Here is a 22,245-nt window from a genome sequence, read left to right on the forward strand (position 1 = left end):
CGGTGGAGGCCATGCCCGAAGCCGAGCGTGACACCTCCTGCGGCCTGCACCTCTACTGGGACGAGGCCGTCACCGCCTACGACTTCGGCCCCGGCCACCCGATGGACCCGACCCGGCTCGCGCTGACCATGCGCCTGGTCGAGGCCCTCGGACTCGCCACCGGGCCCGGGGTGACCGTGCGGTCCGCACCGGCGGCGGGGGAGTCCACCCTGCAGCTGGTGCACACCAAGGAGTACGTCGAGGCGGTCAAGCACGCCGCCGCCCACCCCGAGCAGTCGGACCCCCGGCACGGGCTCGGCACCGACGACAACTGGTCGTTCCCGGCCGTCCACTCGGCCGCCGCGCTGATCGCCGGCCAGTCGGTCGCCGCCGCCGAGGCGGTCTGGCACGGCGAGACCCCGCACGCCGTCAACTTCGCCGGCGGGCTGCACCACGCGATGCCCGGCAAGGCCTCCGGCTTCTGCGTCTACAACGACCCGGCCCTCGCGATCGCCCGGCTGCTCGAACTCGGCGCCGAGCGGGTCGCCTACGTCGACGTGGACGTCCACCACGGCGACGGCGTCCAGGAGGCCTTCTGGAACGACCCCCGGGTGCTGACCGTCTCGCTGCACGAACACCCGGCCACGCTCTTCCCGCAGACCGGCTGGCCCACCGAGACCGGCGGCCCGGACGCCCCCGGCTCCGCCGCCAACCTGCCGCTGCCGGCCGGCACCGGCGACGCCGGCTGGCTGCGCGCCTTCCACGCCCTGGTGCCCGAACTGCTCACCGCCTTCCGGCCGCAGGTCCTGGTCACCCAGCACGGCGCGGACACCCACCTGGAGGACCCGCTCGCCCACCTCGCCGTCACGGTGGACGCCCAGCGGCTGATCGCCGAGGAACTGCACGGACTGGCCCACCGGCTCACCGGCGGCCGCTGGGTGGCCACCGGCGGGGGCGGCTACGCCGTGGTGGACGTCGTCCCGCGCAGCTGGACCCACCTGGTCGCCACCGCCGCCGGCCGGCCCGTCGACCCGGCCACCGAGACCCCCGAGTCCTGGCGCGCCGAGGTCTACCGCCGCACCCGCCGCCCGGCCCCGCTGCGGATGACCGACGGCGCCCGCCCGTCCTGGCGCGACTTCGACTCGGGTTACGATCCGGCCGACCGGCTCGATCAGGCCATCCTCGCGGCCCGCCGCGCGGTGTTCCCCCACCACGGTCTGCTGGCCTGAATCCGCCGCCCCGGCCGTACCCCGGCCCGTACCCCGGCCGCGCGCCGGAAGGGCCGTGCGTACGCCCCCTGGGGCGAACCGCCGAGTGACTACGTACTGCAACAGTCCTATCTCTCACCGTACGAGGACTGCACCTCCCCTCTTCCCACTGGTACCACCCATAACTACTCTGGGGATACACGTGTGCCGGTGGAGTCACCGGAGGGGAAGCCGGTGCCTTGCACACGGGTAAGGGTCGGGTGATGGTCATGAGTTCCGTCGAGCGTCCCCTGCAGGAAGTCGTCTTCCTGACCGTGGCCGAGGTGGCCGCGGTCATGCGGGTGTCCAAGATGACCGTGTACCGGTTGGTGCACAGCGGAGAGCTGCCGGCCATCCGGGTCGGACGGTCCTTCCGGGTGCCCCAGCAGGCGGTGCACGAGTACCTCAAGGAGTCGTACGTGCGGCTCGAGAGCGCGTAGCACCGGGGTCGGCCGGGGCGGGTCCACAGCCCGTGGATCCGTCCCCGTTCGCCCCGGATTTCCCGCGAGTTTCCTGCTTCGGGGGAGCGCGATTACGGCCCGGCCCACGCGGACGGTAGGCTAGGCCCTCACGTCAGTCGTATGGACTCCGTCTCTCACGGACGAGAGTCTCAGTGAGCGAGGGTTGTTCCGTGGGCTCTGTCATCAAGAAGCGTCGCAAGCGTATGGCCAAGAAGAAGCACCGCAAGCTTCTGAAGAGGACCCGCGTTCAGCGTCGCAACAAGAAGTAAGCGCCCCCGGCCGCGCCCAGCGCGCCCAGCGCTTCCACCGCCCGTCCAGGCCCTCGCGGCCTGGGCGGGCGGTGTCGTTTCACGGCCCGGTGGGGCGGCGCGGTACGGTGCACGCAGCCGCTCGGGCCGAGGGAATGGGGTGCAGCACCGTGGGCGTGGTCGTGCTCGTCACCGGCGTGGCACGCCATCTGGGTGCCCGCTTCGCCGCCGAGGTCCGTCGCCGCCCGGGGGTGGACCGGGTCGTCGGCGTGGACGTGCAGCCGCCGCGGCTGCCGGTCGAGGAGCCGGACGGACCGGCCGCCCCGTACACCTTCCACCAGCTCGACCTGCGCCGCCCCGCGGTCTCCCGGGTGATCGCCGAGCACCGGGTGGACACCGTGGTGCACCTGAGCGTCAGCGCCACCGGCCTGGGCTCCACCAACCGCTCCGCGGTGAAGGAGTCCAACGTCATCGGCACCATGCAGCTGCTCGGCGCCTGCCAGAAGGCACCCGGGGTGCGCCGGCTGGTGGTGAAGTCCACCACCGGCGTCTACGGCTCCGCGCCCCGCGACCCGGCGGTGTTCAGTGAGCGGATCCAGCCGAAGGACCCGCCCGGCGGCGGCTTCGCCAAGGACGCGGCCGAGGTGGAGGGCTACGTCCGCGGCTTCGCCCGGCGCCGCCCGGACGTCGCGGTGACGGTGCTGCGCTTCGCCAACATCGTCGGCCCGGGCGCCGACACCCCGCTCAGCGAGTACTTCGCGCTGCCGGTGCTGCCGACCGTGCTCGGCTACGACCCCAGGCTGCAGTTCGTGCACGAGGACGACGCCGTCGCGGTGCTCTGCCGGGCCGTCGGCGAGCCCGAGCCCGGCACCGTCAACACCGGCACCTTCAACGTGGCGGGGGAGGGCGTGCTGCTGCTCTCCCAGTGCGCCCGCCGGCTCGGCCGCCCGACCCTGCCGCTGCTGCTGCCCGCGGTCAGCTGGATGGCCGTACTGGCCCGGCAGACCCGGCTGGTGGACGTCTCGCCGGAACAGCTGCGGCTGCTCACCCACGGCCGGGTGGTGGACACCACGCGGCTGCGGGAGACCTTCGGCTACCGTCCGGCGTTCAGCACGCCGGAGGCCTTCGCCGACTTCGCCGCCGCCCTGGGCCCCGGCCTGCTGCCGCCGGAGCGGCTGGCCGCCGTCACCGACCGGCTGACCGCCCTGCTCGGCCCCGAAGAGGCCACCGACGCCGTACCGACCCGCCGCCCGAGGAGCTGAACCCGCGATGAGTGCCGCAGCCGAGAACGCGCCGGGCGAGGCCAAGGTCATCCCGATCGAGTCCGCCCCCAGCTGGAGCTCGCCGGAGGGCCCCGGCCTGGCCGACCGGCTCGCCGGGGCCGTCGGCGGGGCGCTGTCCGGGCAGTTCGGCCCGGCGGCCACCCGGCTGTTCGGCAAGGGCTGGGAGGGCCGGGCCACCGAGCGGCTGGCCTTCCTGCGCCGCCGGATCACCGGCGACTACGAGGTCGACGAGTTCGGCTTCGACCGGGAGCTCACCGAGGAGGTGCTGCTCTCGCTGCTGCGCCCGCTGGCCGAGAAGTACTTCCGGATCGACGTCCAGGGGATCGAGCACGTCCCGGCCGAGGGCGGCGCCCTGATCGTCGCCAACCACTCCGGCACCATCCCGCTGGACGCCCTGATGACCCAGGTGGCCATCCACGACCACCACCCGCACCGCCGGCACCTGCGGATGCTCGCGGCCGACCTGGTCTTCGTGCTGCCGGGCGTCAACGAGCTGGCCCGCAAGGCCGGCCACACCCTGGCCTGCAACGAGGACGCCCAGGCGCTGCTGGAGCGGGGCGAGTTGGTCGGGGTCTGGCCGGAGGGCTTCAAGGGCATCGGCAAGCCGTTCTCCGAGCGCTACAAGCTCCAGCGCTTCGGCCGCGGCGGCTTCGTCTCCTCGGCGCTGCGCGCGGGGGTGCCGATCGTGCCCTGCTCGATCGTCGGGGCGGAGGAGACCTACCCGATGATCGGCAACGTGAAGACGCTGGCCCGGCTGCTCGGCCTGCCGTACGTGCCGGTCACGCCGACCTTCCCGTGGCTGGGGCCGCTCGGGATGCTGCCGCTGCCGACCAAGTGGACGATCCGCTTCGGCGAGCCGATCGCCACCGACGGCCACCCGCCGGAGGCGGCGGACGACCCGATGCTGGTCTTCGACCTGGCCGACGAGGTGCGGGAGACCATCCAGCACACCCTGTACCAGCTGCTGGTGCAGCGGCGGTCGGTGTTCTTCTAGGCGCCGGGGTTCTTCTAGGCGCCGGGGCTCTCTGATCGTCTTTTTCGCGGACCTGACGCGGTGAGGGCCCGGCGGAACGCGTTCCGCCGGGCCCTCACCGCCTCGCTCAGCTCCCGCCGAGGATCCGCAGCCCGGGCAGCAGGCCGGGGATCAGCGGAGGCACGTCCACGCCCTGCTGGGCGCCGCTCGGCGTGCTGGGCGTGCCGGACGGCTGCTGGGGCGCCTTCGGCGGGGCCGCGTCGGCGCTCGGCGAGGGCCGGTTGCCGGTGAGCCCGCTGGTGAGGTCGCCGACCAGGCCGTTGACGGCGTCCGGGGCACTGCTGGGCAGGGTGCTCGGCAGTCCGCCGCCCTTGGCCCCGCCGCCGGCCGTGCTGCCGTTGCCGGTGGTGTCCGGGGCGCGGTCGGTGCCGGGGCGGCTGCCCGTGCCGCCCTGGGGCTGCGCGGAGCCGGGTGCGGCGCCGGAGCCGTCGGGACCGGTGCCGGCCGGGGAGCCGGTCGAGGAGGAGTCGTCGCCCGCTCCGGTGCCGCCCGGTCCACCGCTCTTGGCGGGGGGCTGGGCCAGGCGCAGGGGCGCGACGTCCTCGGTTATGTCGTCGAAGAGCTGGTTCACCAGGTGGGCCTGCTCGGTGAGTTGGACCGGCAGCCGGCCCTGCAGCTCGCTCCAGCGGCCGTCCTCGTCGTGGGCGAAGCCGGCCAGCGCGCGCATCGGGCCCAGCGAGCCGTTGCTGCGGTAGACCGAACGCAGCAGTTCGCGGCCCTTGAGGGCGTCGGCGTGCATGTCGTCCAGTGCGCGGCGGACCCGGTCGACCGTGCCGGGGCTGAGCCCGGTGGTCGATCCGGCCTGCCCGACCAGGGCGTTGGCCTCGCCGAGCCGGGTGGCGGCGTTGCCGAGCAGCAGTTCGCCGCGCTCCGAGTCGGAGTCCGCGAGGTCGAGCCGGAGCCCTTCGAGACCGCGCTTCATGCCGTACAGCGTGTCCCCGGGGAGGGCGTTGGTGCTTGCGGCGGCCGCGCCGGCCAGGCTGCCGACGGCGAGCCCGGCGACCAGTCCGCCGATCGCGAAGCGGCGGCTCCACCGGCCGCGCGGCGCCGTCCGGATCGCCCGGTGGCGGCGCTGGCGGGGCACCGCGGCGCCCGGCCCGCCCGCGAAGGCCTGCTCGAACGCGGCCATCAGCTGAGCGCGTTGGACCGTCCGGACCTCCCGGTCCAGGGCTGGTCCGGGCAGTGCCCCCAGCGCGTCGGCCAGACCCACCAGTTCGGCCATCGCCACCGAACCGGACTCGGCGGCAGTGGTGTTGGCCGATTCGGCGGTGGCCGCGCGGCGTTGCTCCGCCTGGTGGGCCTCCAGCGCCTCGGCGAAGGCCTTCGCCCGTCGGTGCTCCAGCACGTTTGCCGTCACGGGCCACACCTCCCTTCGTCGTTGTCGACACCCCGGCCTGCCGGACGGTTGCCCCGGCGGGCCAAAGCCACTCCATCGGGTGATAGGTCACAATTCGGCTTGACCGTATGCCTGGTGGGGGCTTGCACGCTGGCCAACGAGCGGTACGGGCGGTCGGTTACGCACGGCTGATCATCGGACCGACCGTTCACCCGGACGTGTCGGCCGGGTGACAGTGGTGACGGGCCCTCGGACCGGTGCCGGGCTGGGCCCCGGCGGGGCCCTATCGCTCCCTCGGTCACTGCCGCCTCACCGCGCGTCGGGCGGCAGGAGCCGGGCGAGGGTGCGCACGGCGCGGTACTGGAGGGTCTTGATCGCGCCCTCGTTCTTGCCCATGATCCGCGCCGTCTCGGCCACCGACAGCCCCTGGAGGAAGCGCAGCGTCACGCACTCCTGCTGCTGGGGGTTGAGCCGGCGCACCGCGTCCAGCAGGGCGGCGTTGGAGAGCGACTCCAGCACCGACTCCTCCGGGCTGCGCTCGCACTCGTTGGAGTCGAGCATCTCGCCGGTGGTGACCTCCAGCCGGAACCGGCTGGACTTGAAGTGGTCGGCGACCAGGTTGCGCGCGATGGTGACCAGCCAGGCGCCGAAGTCGCGGCCCTGCCAGGTGAAGGTGCCGATCCGGCGCAGCGCGCGCAGGAAGGTCTCGCTGGTGAGGTCCTCGGCGGTGGCCCGGCTGCCGACCCGGTAGTAGATGTAGCGGTAGACGGTGTCCGCGTAGTGGTCGTAGAGCCGGCCGAAGGCCTCGCTCTCGCCGGCCTGGGCCCGCTCGACCAGCTCCATGATCGGGTTGTGCTCGGTCTCGTAGCCGGGGCTCGGCGCGGTGCGGGTACGGCTGCGGCCGGCGCCGGTGCTGCCGGTGCGGCCGCGCGAGCCGGTGCCGGTGGAGCCGGCGGCGGTGGTGCGCAGCGCGATGCCGGGGCCGTGCTGGTGGCCGAACGGCGCTCCGGCGGGCACGAGTTGGGGCGAGGCGGCGAGCTGGCTGCGGAGCAGGGTGCGCAGCAGGTCCAGGCCGGTGGAGATCTGCCGCTCGGCCGGGCGGCCGCGGAGGCCGGTGCGGGGGCGCAGGGGCGCGGACGACGGGCGGGAGGGTGCAGGCGCGTCGTTCCGGACGGGTGGGTACACGGGACTCCCAGAGGCAGAACTGTGGACGGATCACCTCCGCCTGCGCGGAGAGCACTCCCCATGGCATCCGTTCGAGCGGGACGCATGGGTGACGTGCATCCAGGAGAGAATAACGCTTTGTGCAATGACAGCTACACCGTGTGGTCGAAGTGGTCGTTTGGGATCCATTTGTTGCGCATATTCGGCTGACACTGACCGGAGGTGTCGGCGTTCATCCGGCTCAACGTGACCGTTCGGGCGCCCAGGGTGACCAATTCGGCGGTACTGCGGGCGGTTTCCCAGCCTTGAGGCTCCGCAACCCCTGACTTTCCCGGCCTGGCGAACGATCAGAACCGGTCACCGGGTGACAAGTTCGCACGGGCGGCCCGGACGGCCGTGTCGGAGCCGGGAGTTCGCCCGTACGAGGGGCCAGGTCAGGCCGCTGATTGACGGCCTCTCACTCGCACGGGGGAGGGGCAGAAACGGTTCCGTGGGCGGCCGTCCGAAGCCGAACGGCGGGACGTTCAGCCGGAGTTCGGCCCGGCTCCCCCGGGTGTTCGACCGGGCCCGGGGAGGGGCTGGGGCGGGAGTTCAGCCGCGCCGACGGCGGCGCCGCAGCGCCACCCCGGCCGCCGCCGCACCGGCCAGCACCCCGAGCGCGGCCGCCGCCGGCAGGCCCACCCGGGCCGCCTTGCGCCCGGTCCGGAAGTCGCGCACCCGCCACCCCTGCGCCCGGGCGTGCCGCCGCAGCGCGCCGTCCGGGTTCACCACGTAGGGGTGGCCGACCAGCGAGAGCATCGGGATGTCGTTGGCCGAGTCGCTGTAGGCCGCGCAGCGGTCCAGGTCCAGCCGCTCGCGCCGGGCCAGCGCGTTCACCGCGGCGGCCTTGGCCGGGCCGTGCAGCAGGTCGCCGACCAGCCGGCCGGTGTAGTGGCCGTCCCGGGCCTCCGCGACGGTCCCCAGCGCGCCGGTCATGCCGAGCCGCCGGGCGATGATCCGGGCCACCTCCAGCGGGGCGGCGGTCACCAGCCAGACCCGCTGGCCGGCGTCCAGGTGCATCTGGACCAGGGCGCGGGTGCCCGGCCAGATCTTGTCGGCGACGACCTGCTCGAAGACCTCCTCGCAGATCACCTCCAGGTCGGCGGTGCGCTTGCCGGCCACGAGGCCCAGCGCGGTGTTGCGGGCGTCCGAGATGTGGTCCGGGTCCTCGGTGCCGTGCAGCCGGAAGAGCGCCTGCTGCCAGGCGAAGCGGGCGATGTCGCGGCGGGTGAGGAAGCCGTGGCGGTAGAGGCCGACGCCGAGGTAGAAGATCGCGGCGCCGCGCAGGATGGTGTTGTCGCAGTCGAAGAAGGCGGCGGCGCGCGGGTCGTCCCGGTCCGGGGTGTGGTTCCCGGCCGGGGCCTTGGGGGTCTTCCCGGGTCGGGCGGGTGCCTGGCTCCCTGCGGTGGCGGGGGCCGCCGCGGTCTCCTCCGCCCCGGGTTCCTCCGCCACCGGGGCGTCGGCCGCCGGGGCGTCCGTCGCGGGGGCGAGCAGCGGTTCGGCGAGCAGCGGTTCGGCGCGCAGCGCGGCCTCGGCCGCCGCTGCCGCGGCCTCGCCCGCCAGGGCGCTCCGCTCGGTGGTGGAGCGTCTCGCCTTGGTGAGCCTTCGGAGCACGGCCATGCCACCGAGCATAGCCAGCCGGGCGGGGAGCGGCCGTGACGGAGCCGTGCCCGTGCGGTGAACAGCTGCCGGGCGGCCACCGCCCCGGAGGCGGGCGGGCGGGTGGACGACAATGAGCAGGTGAGCCCACTGCTGCGACGCAAGAGCCCCGAGCCGGCGGCCCGTACCGTGACCCTGGTCGGCAAGCCCGGCTGCCACCTGTGCGACGAGGCCCGGGAGGTGATCGTCCGGGTGGCGGCGGAGCTGGGCGCGGCCTTCGAGGAGCAGGACATCACCCGGGACGAGGAGCTGTACCGCCGCTACTGGGAGCAGATCCCGGTCACCCTGGTCGACGGCCGCCAGCACGACTTCTGGCGGGTCGACGAGAAGCGCCTGCGCAAGGCCCTGGGCGGCTGAGGAAGGGCCCGTGCGTGCACCACCTCCCCCGCCGACCGGCGGGGGAGCTTCGCCGAATCGTTGCCGAAGACACTCCGTTCCGGCGTGGGGCCGGGCGCCTCGGTCGGCTTACGATCGAACGCGTTTGCGCCCGTGGGGGGCTGAGCACACGAGGAGTGCCGCCATGCTTCCCCGTCCGACCCCCGCGCTGCCCGCAGCCCCGGGCTTCGCCGTGGTGGACGTGGAGGCGACCGGCCGCAGTCCGTGGCGGCACCGGGTGGTCGAGGTCGCGGTGGTGCTGCTGGACGAGCGGCTCCGCCCCGAGGGCGAGTTCGCCACCCTGCTGGACCCGCTGGGCCCGGTCGGCCCGACCCATGTGCACCGGATACGCCAGGCCGACATCGAGGGTGCGCCCCGCTTCCGGGAGATCGCCCCCCGGCTGCTGGAGCTGCTGGCCGGCCGGGTGCTGGTCGGTCACCACGTCAGCTGTGACCACGCCTTCCTGGAGCGCGAGTTCGCCCGGATCGGGGTGCCGCTGCCGCCCGTCCCCCTGCTGTGCACGATGCGGCTGGCCGGCGCCCACCTGCCGGAGGCCCGCGGGCAGGGCCTGGCGGCCTGCGCGGAGGCGGCCGGGCTGGGCTGGTTCCCGGCGCACACCGCGCTGGGCGACGCCCGGGTGACGGCGGAACTGCTGCGGCACTGCGCGGGCGTCCCGTCCTGCCCGCCGGACGACTGGACCGGGCCGCTGCGCGAGGCCGCCCGGGTGCCCTGGCCGCGGCTGGGCCGGGCCCGTTCCCGGCCGTCCGGCGGTACCGTGCCACTACTGCGCCGGGAGGCGCCGTACGGCCCCTGGCTGCCCGGCGCCCAGGCCCCGGAAGTGGTCCTGACGCAGGCCGGTGCTATGAGCTCATCGGCGTGATGCGTGTCACTGTGCCGGGACAAATCGGACACCATCTTTGTGCACACGTTCACAAACGCTTAGCCTGGCTGCCAAAGCCCAGCTTCACCCACAGGAGCACCGTGGCAATCGGCCGATCACCACAGAGCAGTTCGCAGACGCCCGACCAGGGCGCCGCGCGCCGACCCGCGCGTGCCCGGGGCATCCCGGAGGCGACCGTCGCCCGCCTCCCCCTCTACCTGCGGGCCCTCACCGCGCTCTCCGAGCGCTCGGTGCCGACCGTCTCCTCCGAGGAGCTGGCCGCCGCGGCCGGAGTGAACTCGGCCAAGCTGCGCAAGGACTTCTCCTACCTCGGCTCCTACGGCACCCGGGGCGTCGGCTACGACGTCGAGTACCTCGTCTACCAGATCTCCCGCGAGCTGGGCCTGACCCAGGACTGGCCGGTCGTCATCGTCGGCATCGGGAACCTCGGCCACGCCCTCGCCAACTACGGCGGGTTCGCCTCCCGCGGCTTCCGGGTCGCCGCCCTGTTGGACGCCGACCCGAACGTGGTCGGTTCCACCGCGGCCGGACTGCCGGTGCGCCACATGGACGAGCTGGAGTCGATCGTCGAGAGCCAGCACGTCTCGATCGGTGTGATCACCACCCCGCCCGGCGCCGCCCAGCAGGTCTGCGACCGACTGGTCGAGGCGGGCGTCACCAGCATCCTGAACTTCGCCCCGACCGTGCTGACCGTCCCGGACGGCGTGGACGTGCGCAAGGTGGACCTCTCCATCGAGCTGCAGATCCTCGCCTTCCACGAGCAGCGCAAGGCCGGCGAGGAGCCCGACCGCACCGAGTCGGTGCTGGACCGCGCCCCCGGCCCGGTCCGCGCGGCCGCGGCCAAGCTGCGCCGGGCGGCCGGCGGCAGCGGCAAGGGCCGCACCGGCACCGAGCCGGCGGCCAAGGAGCCGGCCGAGCCGTCGGCCAAGGGCAAGCCCGCCAAGGGTGGCGAGGGCGAGCTGTCCGCGGTGATGCCGGCGTGAACACCGAGAGCTGTGGGGGGCGGGCATGAGTCTTCTCGTCGTCGGACTGAGCCACCGGACGGCACCGGTCGGCGTGCTGGAGCGCGCCGCGCTGACCGGCGAGGTCCCGACCCGGCTGCTGCACGACGCGGCCGCGTCCTCGACCGTCGCCGAGGCCGCCCTGCTGAACACCTGCAACCGGATCGAGCTGTACGCGGACGTGGACAAGTTCCACGGCGGCGTCGCCGAGCTGTCGCTGCTGCTCGCCCACCACAGCGGGGTGGACCTGGAGGAGCTGACCTCCCACCTGTACGTCCACTACGAGGACCGCGCCGTCCACCACCTGTTCTCGGTGGCCTGCGGCCTGGACTCGATGGTGGTCGGCGAGGGCCAGATCCTCGGCCAGCTGCGCGACGCGCTGGCCAAGGCCCAGGAGGAGCACACCGCCGGGCGCGGCCTGAACGAGCTGTTCCAGCAGGCCCTGCGGGTCGGCAAGCGGGCGCACAGCGAGACCGGGATCGACAAGGCCGGCCAGTCGCTGGTCACCTTCGGCCTGGAGCAGGTCGCCGCGGGCGCGGGCGAGATCGCCGGCAAGCGCGCGCTGGTGGTCGGGGCCGGCTCGATGAGCTCGCTGGCCGCCGCCACCCTGGTCCGCTCCGGGGTCACCGACCTGCTGATCGCCAACCGCACGCCGGCCCGCGCCGAGCGCCTGGTGGAGATCCTCGGACCGGACGTGGCCCGCACCCTGGACCTCGACAAGGTGCCGCAGGCGCTGGCCGACGTCGACCTGGTGATCTCCTGCACCGGCGCGGCCGGCGTGGTGGTCCGGGCCGAGGACGTCGCCGCCGCGGTCGCCGTGCGCACCGCCCCCGAGCCGCTGGCGCTGCTCGACCTCGCCATGCCGCGCGACGTCGACCACGCCGTGCACGAGCTGGACGGCGCCCTGCTGGTCGACCTGGAGAGCCTCTCCCACGCGCACGCCGCCAGCCCCGGCGCCGGCGACGTCGACGAGGTCACCCGGATCGTCTCCGACGAGGTGACGGCCTTCGGCGCCGCCCAGCGGGCCGCCCGGATCGCGCCGACCGTGGTCGCGCTGCGGGCGATGGCCTCCGACGTGGTCGCCGCCGAGCTGGGCCGGCTGGACTCCCGGCTGCCCGACCTGGACGAGCGCTCCCGCGCCGAGATCACCCAGACCGTCCGCCGCGTCGTCGACAAGCTGCTGCACGCCCCGACCGTCCGGGTGAAGCAGCTGGCCGCCGAGCCCGGCGGCGCGTCCTACGCGGACGCCCTGCGCGAGCTGTTCGACCTCGACCCGGCGGCCGTGCACGCCGTTTCGGGTACGCCCGTCGGCGGCCGTTCCCAGCCTTCGGCCGGGGGCACCAGATGAACCGTCAGCCATCCCACGAGTACCACCGGGACGATCACCTCATGAATGGTCAACCGCTCACCGAGCAGGCTCCGGACGCCGCCCTGCGGCTCGGCACCCGGCGCAGCCCGCTCGCCATGGCCCAGTCGGGCATGGTCGCCCGCGAGGTGACCAGGCTCACCGGCCGCCCCGTCGAGCTGGTCGAGATCACCACCTACGGCGACACCTCGCGGGAGGCGCTCGCCCAGATCGGCGGCACCGGCGTGTTCGTCTCCGCACTGCGGGACGCCCTGCTGGAGGGCCGGATCGACTTCGCCGTGCACTCGCTCAAGGACCTGCCCACCGCCGCGCCCGAGGGCCTGGCGCTGGCCGCCGTCCCCGCCCGCGAGGACGTCCGGGACGCCCTGGTCGCGGCCGAGGGCCTGGCCCTGGACGAGCTGGTGGAGAAGCTGGCCGGAGCCGGCCGCCCGGCCCGGATCGGCACCGGCTCGCCGCGCCGGATGGCCCAGCTGAACGCCTGGGCCCGGGCCCGCGGCGCCCAGCTGGAGACCGTCCCGATCCGCGGCAACGTGGACACCCGGATCGGTTACGTGACCGCCGGCGAGCTGGACGCCGTGGTGCTGGCCACGGCCGGCCTCAACCGGCTCGGCCGCAGCGCGGAGATCTCCCAGCACCTCGACCCCGAGCTGATGATCCCGGCCCCCGGCCAGGGCGCGCTCGCGATCGAGTGCGCCGCCGCCGACACGGAGCTGACCGCCGCGCTCGCCGCGCTGGACCACGCCCCCACCAGGGTCGCCGTGGCCGCCGAGCGCGCCCTGCTGGCCACCCTGGAGGCCGGCTGCTCGGCTCCGGTGGCCGCACTGGCCACCTGGGGCCGGGAGTACGAACTGCGGCTGGACGGCGTGGTCGGCGATCCCGACGGCACCGCCCTGCTGAAGATGTCCGCCAACGGTCCGATCGTCCTCGACGAGACCGCCGAGCAGCAGGCGCGGGCCCTCGGCCACGCCCTGGCCGCCCGGCTGCTCGACGCGGGCGCGGCCACCCTGATGGGGGAGCGAGCCCGATGAGCCCCACCGCCGCCACCGACGCCCTCTTCCCGGCCGGCCGGCCCACCGGACGGTGCACCTTCCTGGGAGCCGGTCCCGGGGACCCGGGGCTGCTGACCCTGCGCGCGGTCGAGGTGCTGTCCTCGGCCGACGTCCTGGTCGCCGACCCGCTGACCGCGGCCGCCGTGCGCACCCACTGTCCGGCCGGCGTGCAGGTGCACGCCCCGGCCGCCGAGGGCGCCGACTTCGACCTGGCCAAGCTGGTCGCCGAGGCCGTCCGGGCCGGCAAGCACGTGGTCCGCACCGTCGACGGCGACCCGGGCCTGGACGGCTGCGCCGCCGAGGAGATGCTCAGCTGCGCGGGCGACGGGATCCCCTTCGAGGTGATCCCGGGCGTCGCCCAGTCGGTCGGCGTCCCGGCCTACGCGGGCGTCCCGCTGCGCGGCGCGGCCGGCACCGACGTCCGCTTCGTGGACGGCGGCCAGCTGCTGTCCGGCGCCCCGGTCGACCTGGGCGCGCCGGAGACCACCCTGGTGGTCCGCACCACCCTGGGCCAGCTGCCGGCCACCGCGAGCGCGCTGGTCTCCAACGGCCGCAAGCCGGACTCGGCGCTGAGCGCCACGCTGTCCGGCACCACCACCCGCCAGCGGACCTTCACCTCCACGCTGGCCACCATCGCGGCCGACCTCAAGGTCGCCCGGGTGCTGCCCTCGCCGGTCTCCGCCCCGGTGGACCCGGCGACCTCGGTGATAGCCGTGGTGGGCGAGCAGGTCGCCCACCGGGCCTCGCACTCCTGGTTCGAGACCAAGCCGCTGTTCGGCTGGAACGTCCTGGTGCCGCGCACCAAGGAGCAGGCCCACGGCCTGTCCGAGCAGCTGCGCTCGTACGGCGCGGTGCCGCAGGAGGTGCCGACCATCGCGGTGGAGCCGCCGCGCACCCCGCAGCAGATGGAGCGGGCCATCAAGGGCCTGGTCACCGGACGCTACGAGTGGATCGCCTTCACCTCGGTGAACGCCGTCCGCGCCGTCCGGGAGAAGTTCGAGGAGTACGGCCTGGACGCCCGCGCGTTCGCCGGGATCAAGGTCGCGGCGGTCGGCGAGACCACCGCCCAGGCCCTGGTGGACTTCGGCGTGAAGCCGGACCTGGTGCCCTCCGGGGAGCAGTCCGCGGCCGGGCTGCTGGAGGACTGGCCGCCGTACGACCCGGTCTTCGACCCGATCGACCGGGTGCTGCTGCCGCGCGCCGACATCGCCACCGAGACCCTGGTCGCCGGCCTGGTCGAGCTCGGCTGGGAGGTCGACGACGTGACGGCGTACCGGACGGTGCGCGCCTCGCCGCCGCCGGCCGAGACCCGCGAGGCGATCAAGGGCGGCGGCTTCGACGCGGTGCTGTTCACCTCGTCCTCGACCGTGCGGAACCTGGTCGGCATCGCCGGCAAGCCGCACAACGTCACGGTCATCGCCTGCATCGGCCCGGCCACCGCCAAGACCGCCGAGGAGCACGGCCTGCGGGTCGACGTGATGGCCCCGGCGCCGTCGGCGGCCGCGCTGGCCCAGGCGCTGGCAGACTTCGGGGCCAAGCGCCGGGACACCGCGACGGCCGCGGGCGAGCCGGTCTACCGGCCCAGCGAGCGCCGTCCGGGATCCCGCCGCAAGGCCCGCTGAGCCCTCAACCATGCTGCTGGGGGCGGCGGTTGGTCGCCCCCGGCACTGCACAACCGTTCGGAGAGAGAAGCCGTGTCCGCTGAATTCCCGTACGTTCGCCCCCGTCGACTGCGGCAGAGCCCGGCGATGCGCCGGCTGGTCGCCGAGACCCGGCTGCACCCGGCGGAGCTGATCCTGCCGCTGTTCGTCCGCGAGGGCGTCAGCGAGCCCGTCCCGGTCACCTCGATGCCGGGTGTGGTCCAGCACACCCGCGACACCCTGCGCAAGGCCGTCGTCGAGGCGGCCGAGGCCGGGCTGGGCGGCGTCATGCTGTTCGGCGTCCCGCTCGTGCAGGACGCGACCGGCAGCGAGGGCACCAACCCGGACGGCATCCTCCAGCAGGCGATCCGGGACGTGGTCGCCGAGGTCGGCGACTCCCTGGTGGTCATGTCCGACCTCTGCCTGGACGAGTACACCGACCACGGCCACTGCGGCGTGCTGGCCGCCGACGGCAGCGTGGACAACGACGCCACCCTGGAGCGCTACGCCGAGATGGCCCGGGTGCAGGCCGACGCGGGCGTCCACCTGGTCGGCCCGTCCGGCATGATGGACGGTCAGATCGCCGTGGTCCGGCGGGCGTTGGACGAGGCCGGGCACCAGGACACCGGCATCCTCGCCTACACCGCCAAGTACGCCTCGGCCTTCTACGGCCCGTTCCGCGAGGCGGTCGGCTCCTCGCTCAAGGGCGACCGCAAGGCCTACCAGCAGGACCCGGCCAACGCTCGCGAGGCGCTGCGCGAGCTGGAGTTGGACCTCGCCGAGGGCGCGGACATGGTGATGGTCAAGCCGGCCATGGCCTACCTGGACATCCTGCGCCAGGTCGCCGACGCCTCCCCGGTGCCGGTCTCCGCGTACCAGGTGTCCGGCGAGTACGCGATGGTCGAGGCGGCCGCCGCGAACGGCTGGATCGACCGGGAGCGGATGATCATGGAGACGCTCACCTCGCTGCGCCGGGCCGGTGCCGAGCAGATCCTCACCTACTGGGCGGTCGAGGCCGCCGCGATGCTCAAGCAGGGCTGAGCCCGTACGGCGGAAGGCCGGGCCGTTCCCCCCGCGGGGAGCGGCCCGGCCTTCCTCGTCACTACTTCCAGCCGTTGATGTGCGCGAAGCCCTCGCCGCCGCCGACCAGGTCGGTCGCGGTGGCGGCACCGCCGACGAAGCCGCCGGCGACGACGTTGGTGGTGTGGCCGACGCCGAAGCCCCCACCGGCCACGAACGGCTGCTCACCGGAGGCGACGATGCCGCCGCCGCCCACCAGGCCGACGTGGGCGAACGCCGGGGTGGCGGCACCGGCGAGCGCGAGCGCGGCGGTGGCGGTCAGGGCGGCCTTGGCCAGCGTGCTCTTCATGGATCTGCCCTCTCTGTGGGGGCGCCCCCGCGGGCGCCCGTCCTCTGACTGGTGCTGCGACTCTTGTCGATGAAGCCCGGAGGGCCCGGGGAGCTCTTCCTCCCCGGGCCCTCCGTCCGTGCCGTGCCCCTTGATCAGCCGATCAGGTGCGAGACACCCGCGTCGCCCGAGGACTGGGTGTTCTGGCCGACGTTGCAGATCTGCTTCGGGGTGCTGTTCAGGACGGGCACCTCGACCGGAACCGCGACGCCGATGACGGCGACGGCGATGTTGTGGACCTCCGGCAGGCAGACGTTCGCGTTGTCCAGGGTGTGGAAGTTCGGGCTGCCGTTGCCGTGGGTGCCGGTCTGGTTGGTGCCGCCGTTGCCCTGGACGGAGGTGGCGGCGCCGTCCGAGTCGACGATGGCGGAAGCCGAGCCGGCGGACATCGCGATGGCGGCGGCGGCCAGGCCGGCGGCGGCGAGGGACTTCTTGATCATTTCCGGTTTTCCTCTCAAGGGTGAATCGGGGAGCGATTCGAGGGTGGTTCAGGGGGGTGGTGCGGAGGTGGGCTGGGGGAGCGTCAGCCGACCAGGTGGGACACGCCCGCGTCGCCGTGGCTCTGGGTGCCCTGGCCCTGGGTGCAGTACTGCTTGCCACCGCTGTTGGCGATCGGGACCTCGACCGGGACGGCCACACCGAGAACACCGACGGCGATGTTGTGGACCTCGGGGAGGCAGATGTTCGCGTTGTCCAGGAAGTGGAAGTTCGGGCTGTTGTTCCCGACCGTCCCGGTGAAGTTGGTGCCGCCGTTGCCCTCGATGGAGGCGGCCGCGCCGTCCGCGTCACCGATGGCCGAAGCGGGAGCGGCGGCACCGGCGAGCGCGGCGACGGCCAGGCCGGCGGCGGCGAAGGACTTCTGGATCATGGGGAGATCCCTCTCTGAAATGCTTTCGGTTTCCGTGCGTAGCAACGCGTCGAACGCTCAGACCCGGTCTGCAGTCACTGACGTCCAGATCAAAGAATGACGGCACGGAAGGTTACGGGGATTTTTGAAAAGAGTCCGGGAGGCGCGTCCGGGGGTGGTTTCCGGTCGGATTATTAGGCCGAATCGGCTAACGCCCGCAATCCGAACTCCTGGTCACTCGTTGCGCAGATTGCTTTCCGGCTGCGGCCCCGCAGCCCTCCTCGAAGGAACGGTGAAAAGCATGAAGTTCTCCAAGCGGGCCGGCGCGATGCTGCTGGCGGTCGGTGCGGGCGTGCTCGCCTCCCAGGGAGCGGCCTCCGCCGCCCCGGTAAGCCCCGACCAGGTCGGAGCCCTGGAGGACAAGCTGGCCACCCAGCAGGTCCCGGCGGACGTGCCGCTCACCCCGCTGGGCAGCCACGTCACGGCCGGCATTCCCACCTCGCTGGTCATGCCGCCGGTGGCCGGCCGGACCACCGACAACGGGCTGCTCCCGGACCACCTGGTGCCCCAGCTGGCCACCGGCAAGGTCGGCCCGAGCGCCAAGGCCCAGCTGCCGCTGCCGCTGGTCGACCAGGGCGCCGACCTCGGCCAGGTGCTGCTGGAGGCCCCGGCCGCGCCGCTCCAGGCCAGGACCCCCGGCCTGGACGTGGGCAAGCCGCTCTCCCTGGTGCACGACGGCACCGGCCAGCTGGCCGACGGCCGGATCCGGGTGGACGAGGTGGACCCGCGGCTGGTGCCCGGCGCCGTGCAGACCGTCCCCGGGGCCACCGCGAGCCTGGGCGGCGACGAGCGCCGGCTCTCCGTCACCGACGAGGTGAACGACCTGGCCAACACCACCACGGCCACCGCCACCGGCGTCCTGCGGCAGACCGACGCGACCGGTACGGCGACCTCGACCGCCACCGGCCTCGTCCAGCAGAGCGGCCTGGCCGACCTCACCCAGCTCTGAGCCCGGTCCCGAGCCCGGCTCAGAGCCCGGCTCAGAGCCCGGCTCCGAGCCCAGCGCTGAGCAGGGCTCCGAGCTCCCGCCCGACGCGCCGGAGCCCGGCACCCCTCCTGGTGGCCAGGGGTGCCGGGCTCCGGCGCGTCCGCGGTCAGCCCGGCAGGACGCCGGAGAGCCCGCCGACCAGCGGGAGGTCCTTGACCCCGCCGCCCGCGCTCAGCGGTCCGGTCAGCGTGCCGGTGCCCACCGGGGCCAGGCCCTGGTCCGGCTGGACGGTCGCACCGTTGTTGAGCACGTCGGCCGAGGAGTTGGCCCACGGGTCCAGGCGCAGGCTCTTGATCGGCGCGACGCCGTAGCCGAGGCCGGCCGTCGTCCCGTTCAGTGCCTGCCCGACGTCGGTCTTCGCCAGCGTGGCCGGGCCGGCGGCGGGCTGCTGCCCCGCGGCGGGAGCGGCCTGCGCAGAACCGGCGCCGAGCAGCACCGCGGCGCCCACGGCGGCGGCCAGCCCGGCCCCGCCCTTCTTCGAAACCATGCGGTTCACCCTTCGGTGGAGTGGGGCCCGGCCCGGCGAAACCCGAGGGACGGGCCCTGAGCTTCCGGACGTCCCGTCCGGAGAAAGCGAACTGCCCCCCGGCCGGCTGGTCGGGGGGCAGTACGGCCGAAACGCGTGCCGATCGGGGATCAGCAGTCGTCCGCGGGCTTCGGGTGCATGTCCACGTTGGCGCAGCTGTTGCCGAAGGCCGGGTTCAGCAGGCCGATCACGTTGATGGTGTTGCCGCACAGGTTGATCGGCACGTGCACCGGGACCTGGATCTGGTTGCCGGAGACGACACCGGGGGAACCGGCGGCCACGCCCTCGGCGCCCGAGCTGGCGGCGGCGGAGCCAGCCGCGCCGAGCACCAGGCCGGCAGCGGCGGCGGAGAGGACGGCGACCTTCTTGACGTTCTGCATGGGGGTTGATCTCCTCGATCACACACGGGTGGAGCGTGCCGTGCCCCGGCGCTGCGGGGCGCGGCACGGGCTCGGGTGAATCAGCTGTCGCCGGGTCGGCGACCGCGGGTTCAGCCGACGTTGGCGCAGGAGTTGCCGAACGCCGGGTTCAGCAGGCCGATCACGTTGATGCTGTTGCCGCAGACGTTGACCGGGATGTGCACCGGGATCTGGATCTGGTTGCCGGAGAGCACGCCGGGGGAGCCGGCGGCCACGCCCTCGGCGCCCGAGCTGGCGAACGCGCCGCCCGCGGCACCGAGCACCAGGCCGGTGGCGGCCAGCGACAGGGCGGCGGCCTTCTTGAGGTTACGCATGTCTGTTCCTCCGATTTCTGCCCCGACGGAAGGGAAATGTCGGGAAACGGGCGAGCACGAATACTCACCCGAAGGGTTCAGGGATTGCCGTGAATGTCACTCCGGCGGCGCACACCGGCGTGTTGCGCCCGTGGCTCGGGCGTCGACGCAGCCGCCGCGTTCTTCCGGCACCTCGCGAACATTTCCCGCACGGCCGGGAACGGTCCGGACAGAGGTGCGACCAGGAATTCCCGGTCAGGCGTTCAGGCGGTGTCGCCGAACGCCGGGCTCTGGGGGGCCCGCCACGTCGACCGGCCCGCCGTGGGCCGCGGTGCCGACGTGGCCGTGGGCGAGCTGTGCATGGGCGGTACTCGATTCGTTGAGCAGGGCCTGATGGATCGTCTTCGTGAGGGAGAACGAGGCAACGCGCGCGGGGAAACGGTCCGGTCCGGTGATCACCCGAATGCCGCTCGGCGGCCGGATTGGGCCGGACGGGTGACAGTGCGGGCACCCTCGCAACCGGTCCGGACGGGTCTCGTTCTAGATGTCGCACTCCCCGTGCATCTCTGTATGAACAGTCAGGAGGCTCACATGAGCATCAAGAAGACCGCCGCCGTCGGCGCGGCCGTGGTGGGCATCGTGGCCGCCGGCGCCGGCACCGCCATGGCCAGCTCCGGCGCCGAGGGTGTTGCCGCCGGTTCCCCCGGTGTCATCTCGGGCAACCAGATCCAGGTTCCGGTTCACATCCCGGTCAACCTGTGCGGCAACAGCGTCGACGTGATCGGCCTGCTGAACCCGGCGTTCGGCAACCACTGCGCCAACCTGGGCTGAACCCACCCCCGGTTCGGCCGGTGAGAGCCGCCGTTCCGCGCTTCCCTCCTGGGGCGCGGAACGGCGGCTCTTTTCGCGCGTCCGCTCGTGTTCTGCCGCGTCCGCGCGGGCCCGCCCGTGGGGCCGCCGTTCCGGGGCCGGGTTCCCGGTGCTGTCACGAGCCTTGTTGTACTACTTGTCAGTACCTAGAATGTGAGACCTGCTCACCTTTTCGGCACCTCTCTTGCCCCGCACCGCCCGGCACCCCAGGCCCGGCGGCCCCCACCCCCGCAAGGAGTCGCGTGTGATCAGGTTCCGCACGTCCGCTGCGCGGCGAGCGCGAACGGGCTCGTCCCGGTCCGCCGCGCTGCTCGCCACCGGCGTCCTCGTCGCCGCCCTCGGCCTGGCCGGCGCCCCCGCCGCGCTCGCCGACAGCGCCCCGGCCCCCGCCCCGGCCCCCACCCGCCCGGCCGCCATCGTCGCCCTCGGCGACAGCGCCATCTCCGGGGAGGGCGCCGGCACCGACACCGGCGACGGCTACTTCCCGGAGACCGACACCCCCACCAACTACTGCCACCGGCACCCCAAGTCGGAGATCTTCGTCACCGACATCCCCGGGGTCACCCCGATCGACCTGGCCTGCTCCGGCGCCCAGACCGGCGACCTGGTCAGCGACCCCGAACTGGCCAAGATCACCGGTGGCGGCAGCGGCGACTACGGCGAGCCCAAACAGGACGTCAAACTCGCCGACACGGCGGCCAAGTACGACGTCAAGATGGTCGTCGTCACCATCGGCGCCAACGACGACTTCGACTTCAGCGGCATCATGATGCACTGCCTCGCGCAGTACTTCCCGATCCCCAAGGACCAGGGCTGCCGGGACACCATCGGCAGCGACGAGATCCGCCGCCGGGCCAAGGCGGTCCAGCCCAAGGTGGTCGCGGCGCTGCAGAACATCCGGCAGACCATGCGCCGGGCCGGCTACGCCGACTCCTCGTACCAGCTGGTCTACCAGTCGTACTTCAACCCGATCACCCCGGACATCCGGCGCAACGACTACCTCGGCAAGATCGCCGACGGCTGCCCGGCCTTCCCCGAGGACCTCGCCTGGGGCCACGACTGGGTGGTCCCCACGTTCAGCGACGCGCTCCGCGGCGCGGCCGAACAGGTGCCCGGCGTACGGTACTTGGACCAGCGGAGGGTCGCCTTCGGGCACGAGGTGTGCGCGGAGTGGACGAGTTCGCCGTACGAGTACAGCAACGGGGACGTCATCAACCTCTCCGAGTGGACCCGCAACGGCTGTGACTCGCAGATCGGCATCCCCGGGCTGTGCATGAACATGGTCCGCCAGTCGTACCACCTGCGGGTGGCCGGCTACCGCGGTGAGGGCGTCTGCCTCGGCCAGTTCTTCGCCCGGCCCGACCAGGCGGAGGCGTACTGCACGCTCAACCAGCAGAACACCACCTCGATCCAGCCGCTCACCCCCGGCAAGCCCTTCGGCGACACCCCCGAGGACGGCTCCTGGTACCAGCTCACCAACGCGGCCACCGGCAACGCCCTGGACCTCAGCGGCGGCGGCAGCTACGGCGACTCCACCAACGGCCGGGCCGCCATCAGCTACCCGGCGACCGGCGGGCTGAACCAGTCCTTCGTCCTGGAGGCGAAGGCCGGCGGCAGCTACGAGCTGGACTTCAGCGGCAACCGCGGCATGTGCCTGGACGCCAACGCGGCCTCCACCGCGCCAGGCACCCGGATCCAGCAGTGGGGCTGCAACGGCGGTGCCAACCAGCACTGGGTGTTCACGCCGGCCGGCAACGGCAGCTACAAGATCGCCGACTCGGCGGACCCGACCAAGGTCCTGGCGGCCGGCACCACCCTCGACGCCAAGGGCAACCCCTACGTCGAACTCGCCACCGACACCGGCGCCCCTGCCCAGCTCTGGCAGCTCACCAAGCTCGGCATCGTCTACCTCCACAGCTGAGCCGAGGCCCGCGCCCACCCCTGACCTCAGGCCGTCGCCGCCCCCAACCGGGCGGCGACGGTCGGGCGCCACGGGTTTTCCGGGCCGGGCGGGGGCGGGGCGGGGCGTGGGGGCGTGCCGTAGGCTCTCCGG

The 22,245-nt window shown here is 73.5% G+C and carries 24 protein-coding genes; 15 read left to right on the forward strand and 9 right to left on the reverse strand.

The window, feature by feature from the left end; all coding sequences use genetic code 11:
* The first annotated feature begins 11 nt into the window (after nucleotides 1–11).
* The 5 genes from AB0F71_RS00425 (at nucleotide 12) to AB0F71_RS00445 (ending at nucleotide 4,212) form a co-directional block, all read left to right on the forward strand.
* Nucleotides 12–1,208 (forward strand): acetoin utilization protein AcuC, encoded by a 1,197-nt coding sequence (locus AB0F71_RS00425; RefSeq protein WP_360225867.1) that lies wholly within the window; start codon nucleotides 12–14, stop codon nucleotides 1,206–1,208.
* 248 nt (nucleotides 1,209–1,456) lie between these two features.
* Nucleotides 1,457–1,666, forward strand: a complete 210-nt coding sequence (locus AB0F71_RS00430; protein ID WP_045699258.1) for a helix-turn-helix domain-containing protein — start codon at nucleotides 1,457–1,459, stop codon at nucleotides 1,664–1,666.
* Nucleotides 1,667–1,857: 191 nt separating this feature from the next.
* Entirely contained in the window at nucleotides 1,858–1,956 is a 99-nt protein-coding gene (locus AB0F71_RS00435; RefSeq protein ID WP_003948845.1) for an AURKAIP1/COX24 domain-containing protein, read from the forward strand.
* A 149-nt stretch (nucleotides 1,957–2,105) separates the two neighbouring features.
* The gene (locus tag AB0F71_RS00440; protein WP_360225870.1) at nucleotides 2,106–3,197 is read left to right on the forward strand and encodes an NAD-dependent epimerase/dehydratase family protein; all 1,092 of its coding nucleotides are present in this window, start codon (nucleotides 2,106–2,108) and stop codon (nucleotides 3,195–3,197) included.
* Between the two features lie 7 nt (nucleotides 3,198–3,204).
* Nucleotides 3,205–4,212, forward strand: coding sequence for a lysophospholipid acyltransferase family protein (locus tag AB0F71_RS00445; protein ID WP_360225873.1), 1,008 nt, complete (start codon nucleotides 3,205–3,207; stop codon nucleotides 4,210–4,212).
* A 106-nt stretch (nucleotides 4,213–4,318) separates the two neighbouring features.
* Here the strand turns inward: AB0F71_RS00445 and AB0F71_RS00450 are convergent, their stop codons facing one another.
* The 3 genes from AB0F71_RS00450 to AB0F71_RS00460 form a co-directional block, all read right to left on the reverse strand.
* On the reverse strand, nucleotides 4,319–5,608 hold the full coding sequence (locus AB0F71_RS00450) for a DUF5667 domain-containing protein (RefSeq protein WP_360225875.1): 1,290 nt from the start codon (nucleotides 5,606–5,608) through the stop codon (nucleotides 4,319–4,321).
* A 288-nt stretch (nucleotides 5,609–5,896) separates the two neighbouring features.
* Nucleotides 5,897–6,715, reverse strand: a complete 819-nt coding sequence (locus tag AB0F71_RS00455) for an ECF subfamily RNA polymerase sigma factor, BldN family (RefSeq protein ID WP_360227628.1) — start codon at nucleotides 6,713–6,715, stop codon at nucleotides 5,897–5,899.
* A 627-nt stretch (nucleotides 6,716–7,342) separates the two neighbouring features.
* Nucleotides 7,343–8,410, reverse strand: coding sequence for an HAD-IB family hydrolase (locus tag AB0F71_RS00460; protein WP_360225878.1), 1,068 nt, complete (start codon nucleotides 8,408–8,410; stop codon nucleotides 7,343–7,345).
* A 120-nt stretch (nucleotides 8,411–8,530) separates the two neighbouring features.
* On the opposite strand from AB0F71_RS00460, the gene AB0F71_RS00465 reads away from it, so the two are divergent.
* The 7 genes from AB0F71_RS00465 to hemB all read left to right on the forward strand — a co-directional run bounded on the left by AB0F71_RS00465 (nucleotide 8,531) and on the right by hemB (nucleotide 15,822).
* On the forward strand, nucleotides 8,531–8,806 hold the full coding sequence (locus tag AB0F71_RS00465; protein WP_360225881.1) for a glutaredoxin family protein: 276 nt from the start codon (nucleotides 8,531–8,533) through the stop codon (nucleotides 8,804–8,806).
* A gap of 163 nt (nucleotides 8,807–8,969) precedes the next feature.
* Entirely contained in the window at nucleotides 8,970–9,704 is a 735-nt protein-coding gene (locus tag AB0F71_RS00470; RefSeq protein WP_360225884.1) for a 3'-5' exonuclease, read from the forward strand.
* Between the two features lie 107 nt (nucleotides 9,705–9,811).
* Nucleotides 9,812–10,708, forward strand: a complete 897-nt coding sequence (locus tag AB0F71_RS00475) for a redox-sensing transcriptional repressor Rex (protein WP_360227631.1) — start codon at nucleotides 9,812–9,814, stop codon at nucleotides 10,706–10,708.
* A gap of 25 nt (nucleotides 10,709–10,733) precedes the next feature.
* Complete coding sequence (locus AB0F71_RS00480; RefSeq protein WP_360225887.1) at nucleotides 10,734–12,074, forward strand: glutamyl-tRNA reductase; 1,341 nt, start codon at nucleotides 10,734–10,736, stop codon at nucleotides 12,072–12,074.
* A 41-nt stretch (nucleotides 12,075–12,115) separates the two neighbouring features.
* Nucleotides 12,116–13,120 (forward strand): hydroxymethylbilane synthase, encoded by a 1,005-nt coding sequence (hemC, locus tag AB0F71_RS00485; protein ID WP_360225890.1) that lies wholly within the window; start codon nucleotides 12,116–12,118, stop codon nucleotides 13,118–13,120.
* Nucleotides 13,117–14,763: a bifunctional uroporphyrinogen-III C-methyltransferase/uroporphyrinogen-III synthase gene (locus AB0F71_RS00490; RefSeq protein WP_360225893.1), complete on the forward strand. Its 1,647-nt coding sequence runs from the start codon at nucleotides 13,117–13,119 to the stop codon at nucleotides 14,761–14,763. Before hemC ends, AB0F71_RS00490 begins: the two co-directional genes overlap by 4 nt.
* Before the next feature lie 72 nt (nucleotides 14,764–14,835).
* Entirely contained in the window at nucleotides 14,836–15,822 is a 987-nt protein-coding gene (hemB, locus tag AB0F71_RS00495; protein ID WP_360225896.1) for a porphobilinogen synthase, read from the forward strand.
* 61 nt (nucleotides 15,823–15,883) lie between these two features.
* On the opposite strand, the gene AB0F71_RS00500 is transcribed toward hemB, so the two are convergent.
* The 3 genes from AB0F71_RS00500 to AB0F71_RS00510 all read right to left on the reverse strand — a co-directional run bounded on the left by AB0F71_RS00500 (nucleotide 15,884) and on the right by AB0F71_RS00510 (nucleotide 17,057).
* Complete coding sequence (locus tag AB0F71_RS00500) at nucleotides 15,884–16,150, reverse strand: hypothetical protein (protein WP_360225899.1); 267 nt, start codon at nucleotides 16,148–16,150, stop codon at nucleotides 15,884–15,886.
* 134 nt (nucleotides 16,151–16,284) lie between these two features.
* Nucleotides 16,285–16,629, reverse strand: coding sequence for a rodlet layer protein (locus tag AB0F71_RS00505; protein ID WP_329929037.1), 345 nt, complete (start codon nucleotides 16,627–16,629; stop codon nucleotides 16,285–16,287).
* An 83-nt stretch (nucleotides 16,630–16,712) separates the two neighbouring features.
* Nucleotides 16,713–17,057 (reverse strand): rodlet layer protein, encoded by a 345-nt coding sequence (locus tag AB0F71_RS00510; protein ID WP_360225902.1) that lies wholly within the window; start codon nucleotides 17,055–17,057, stop codon nucleotides 16,713–16,715.
* Nucleotides 17,058–17,337: 280 nt separating this feature from the next.
* On the opposite strand from AB0F71_RS00510, the gene AB0F71_RS00515 reads away from it, so the two are divergent.
* Nucleotides 17,338–18,045, forward strand: a complete 708-nt coding sequence (locus tag AB0F71_RS00515; RefSeq protein WP_360225905.1) for a hypothetical protein — start codon at nucleotides 17,338–17,340, stop codon at nucleotides 18,043–18,045.
* A 145-nt stretch (nucleotides 18,046–18,190) separates the two neighbouring features.
* On the opposite strand, the gene AB0F71_RS00520 is transcribed toward AB0F71_RS00515, so the two are convergent.
* The 3 genes from AB0F71_RS00520 to AB0F71_RS00530 all read right to left on the reverse strand — a co-directional run bounded on the left by AB0F71_RS00520 (nucleotide 18,191) and on the right by AB0F71_RS00530 (nucleotide 19,343).
* A complete protein-coding gene (locus AB0F71_RS00520) occupies nucleotides 18,191–18,571 on the reverse strand; it encodes a hypothetical protein (protein WP_360225908.1) in 381 nt (126 codons plus the stop codon).
* A gap of 149 nt (nucleotides 18,572–18,720) precedes the next feature.
* Nucleotides 18,721–18,990, reverse strand: coding sequence for a chaplin (locus AB0F71_RS00525; RefSeq protein ID WP_360225911.1), 270 nt, complete (start codon nucleotides 18,988–18,990; stop codon nucleotides 18,721–18,723).
* A gap of 110 nt (nucleotides 18,991–19,100) precedes the next feature.
* Nucleotides 19,101–19,343, reverse strand: coding sequence for a chaplin (locus AB0F71_RS00530; protein WP_360225914.1), 243 nt, complete (start codon nucleotides 19,341–19,343; stop codon nucleotides 19,101–19,103).
* A gap of 570 nt (nucleotides 19,344–19,913) precedes the next feature.
* Here AB0F71_RS00530 and AB0F71_RS00535 point away from each other — a divergent pair.
* Both AB0F71_RS00535 and AB0F71_RS00540 read left to right on the forward strand, forming a co-directional pair.
* Nucleotides 19,914–20,153: a chaplin gene (locus AB0F71_RS00535; RefSeq protein ID WP_360225917.1), complete on the forward strand. Its 240-nt coding sequence runs from the start codon at nucleotides 19,914–19,916 to the stop codon at nucleotides 20,151–20,153.
* A gap of 283 nt (nucleotides 20,154–20,436) precedes the next feature.
* Complete coding sequence (locus tag AB0F71_RS00540; RefSeq protein ID WP_360225920.1) at nucleotides 20,437–22,113, forward strand: RICIN domain-containing protein; 1,677 nt, start codon at nucleotides 20,437–20,439, stop codon at nucleotides 22,111–22,113.
* The last annotated feature ends 132 nt before the right edge of the window (nucleotides 22,114–22,245 follow it).

This window comes from Kitasatospora sp. NPDC028055 (genome assembly GCF_040637885.1).
Taxonomy (GTDB): domain Bacteria; phylum Actinomycetota; class Actinomycetes; order Streptomycetales; family Streptomycetaceae; genus Kitasatospora.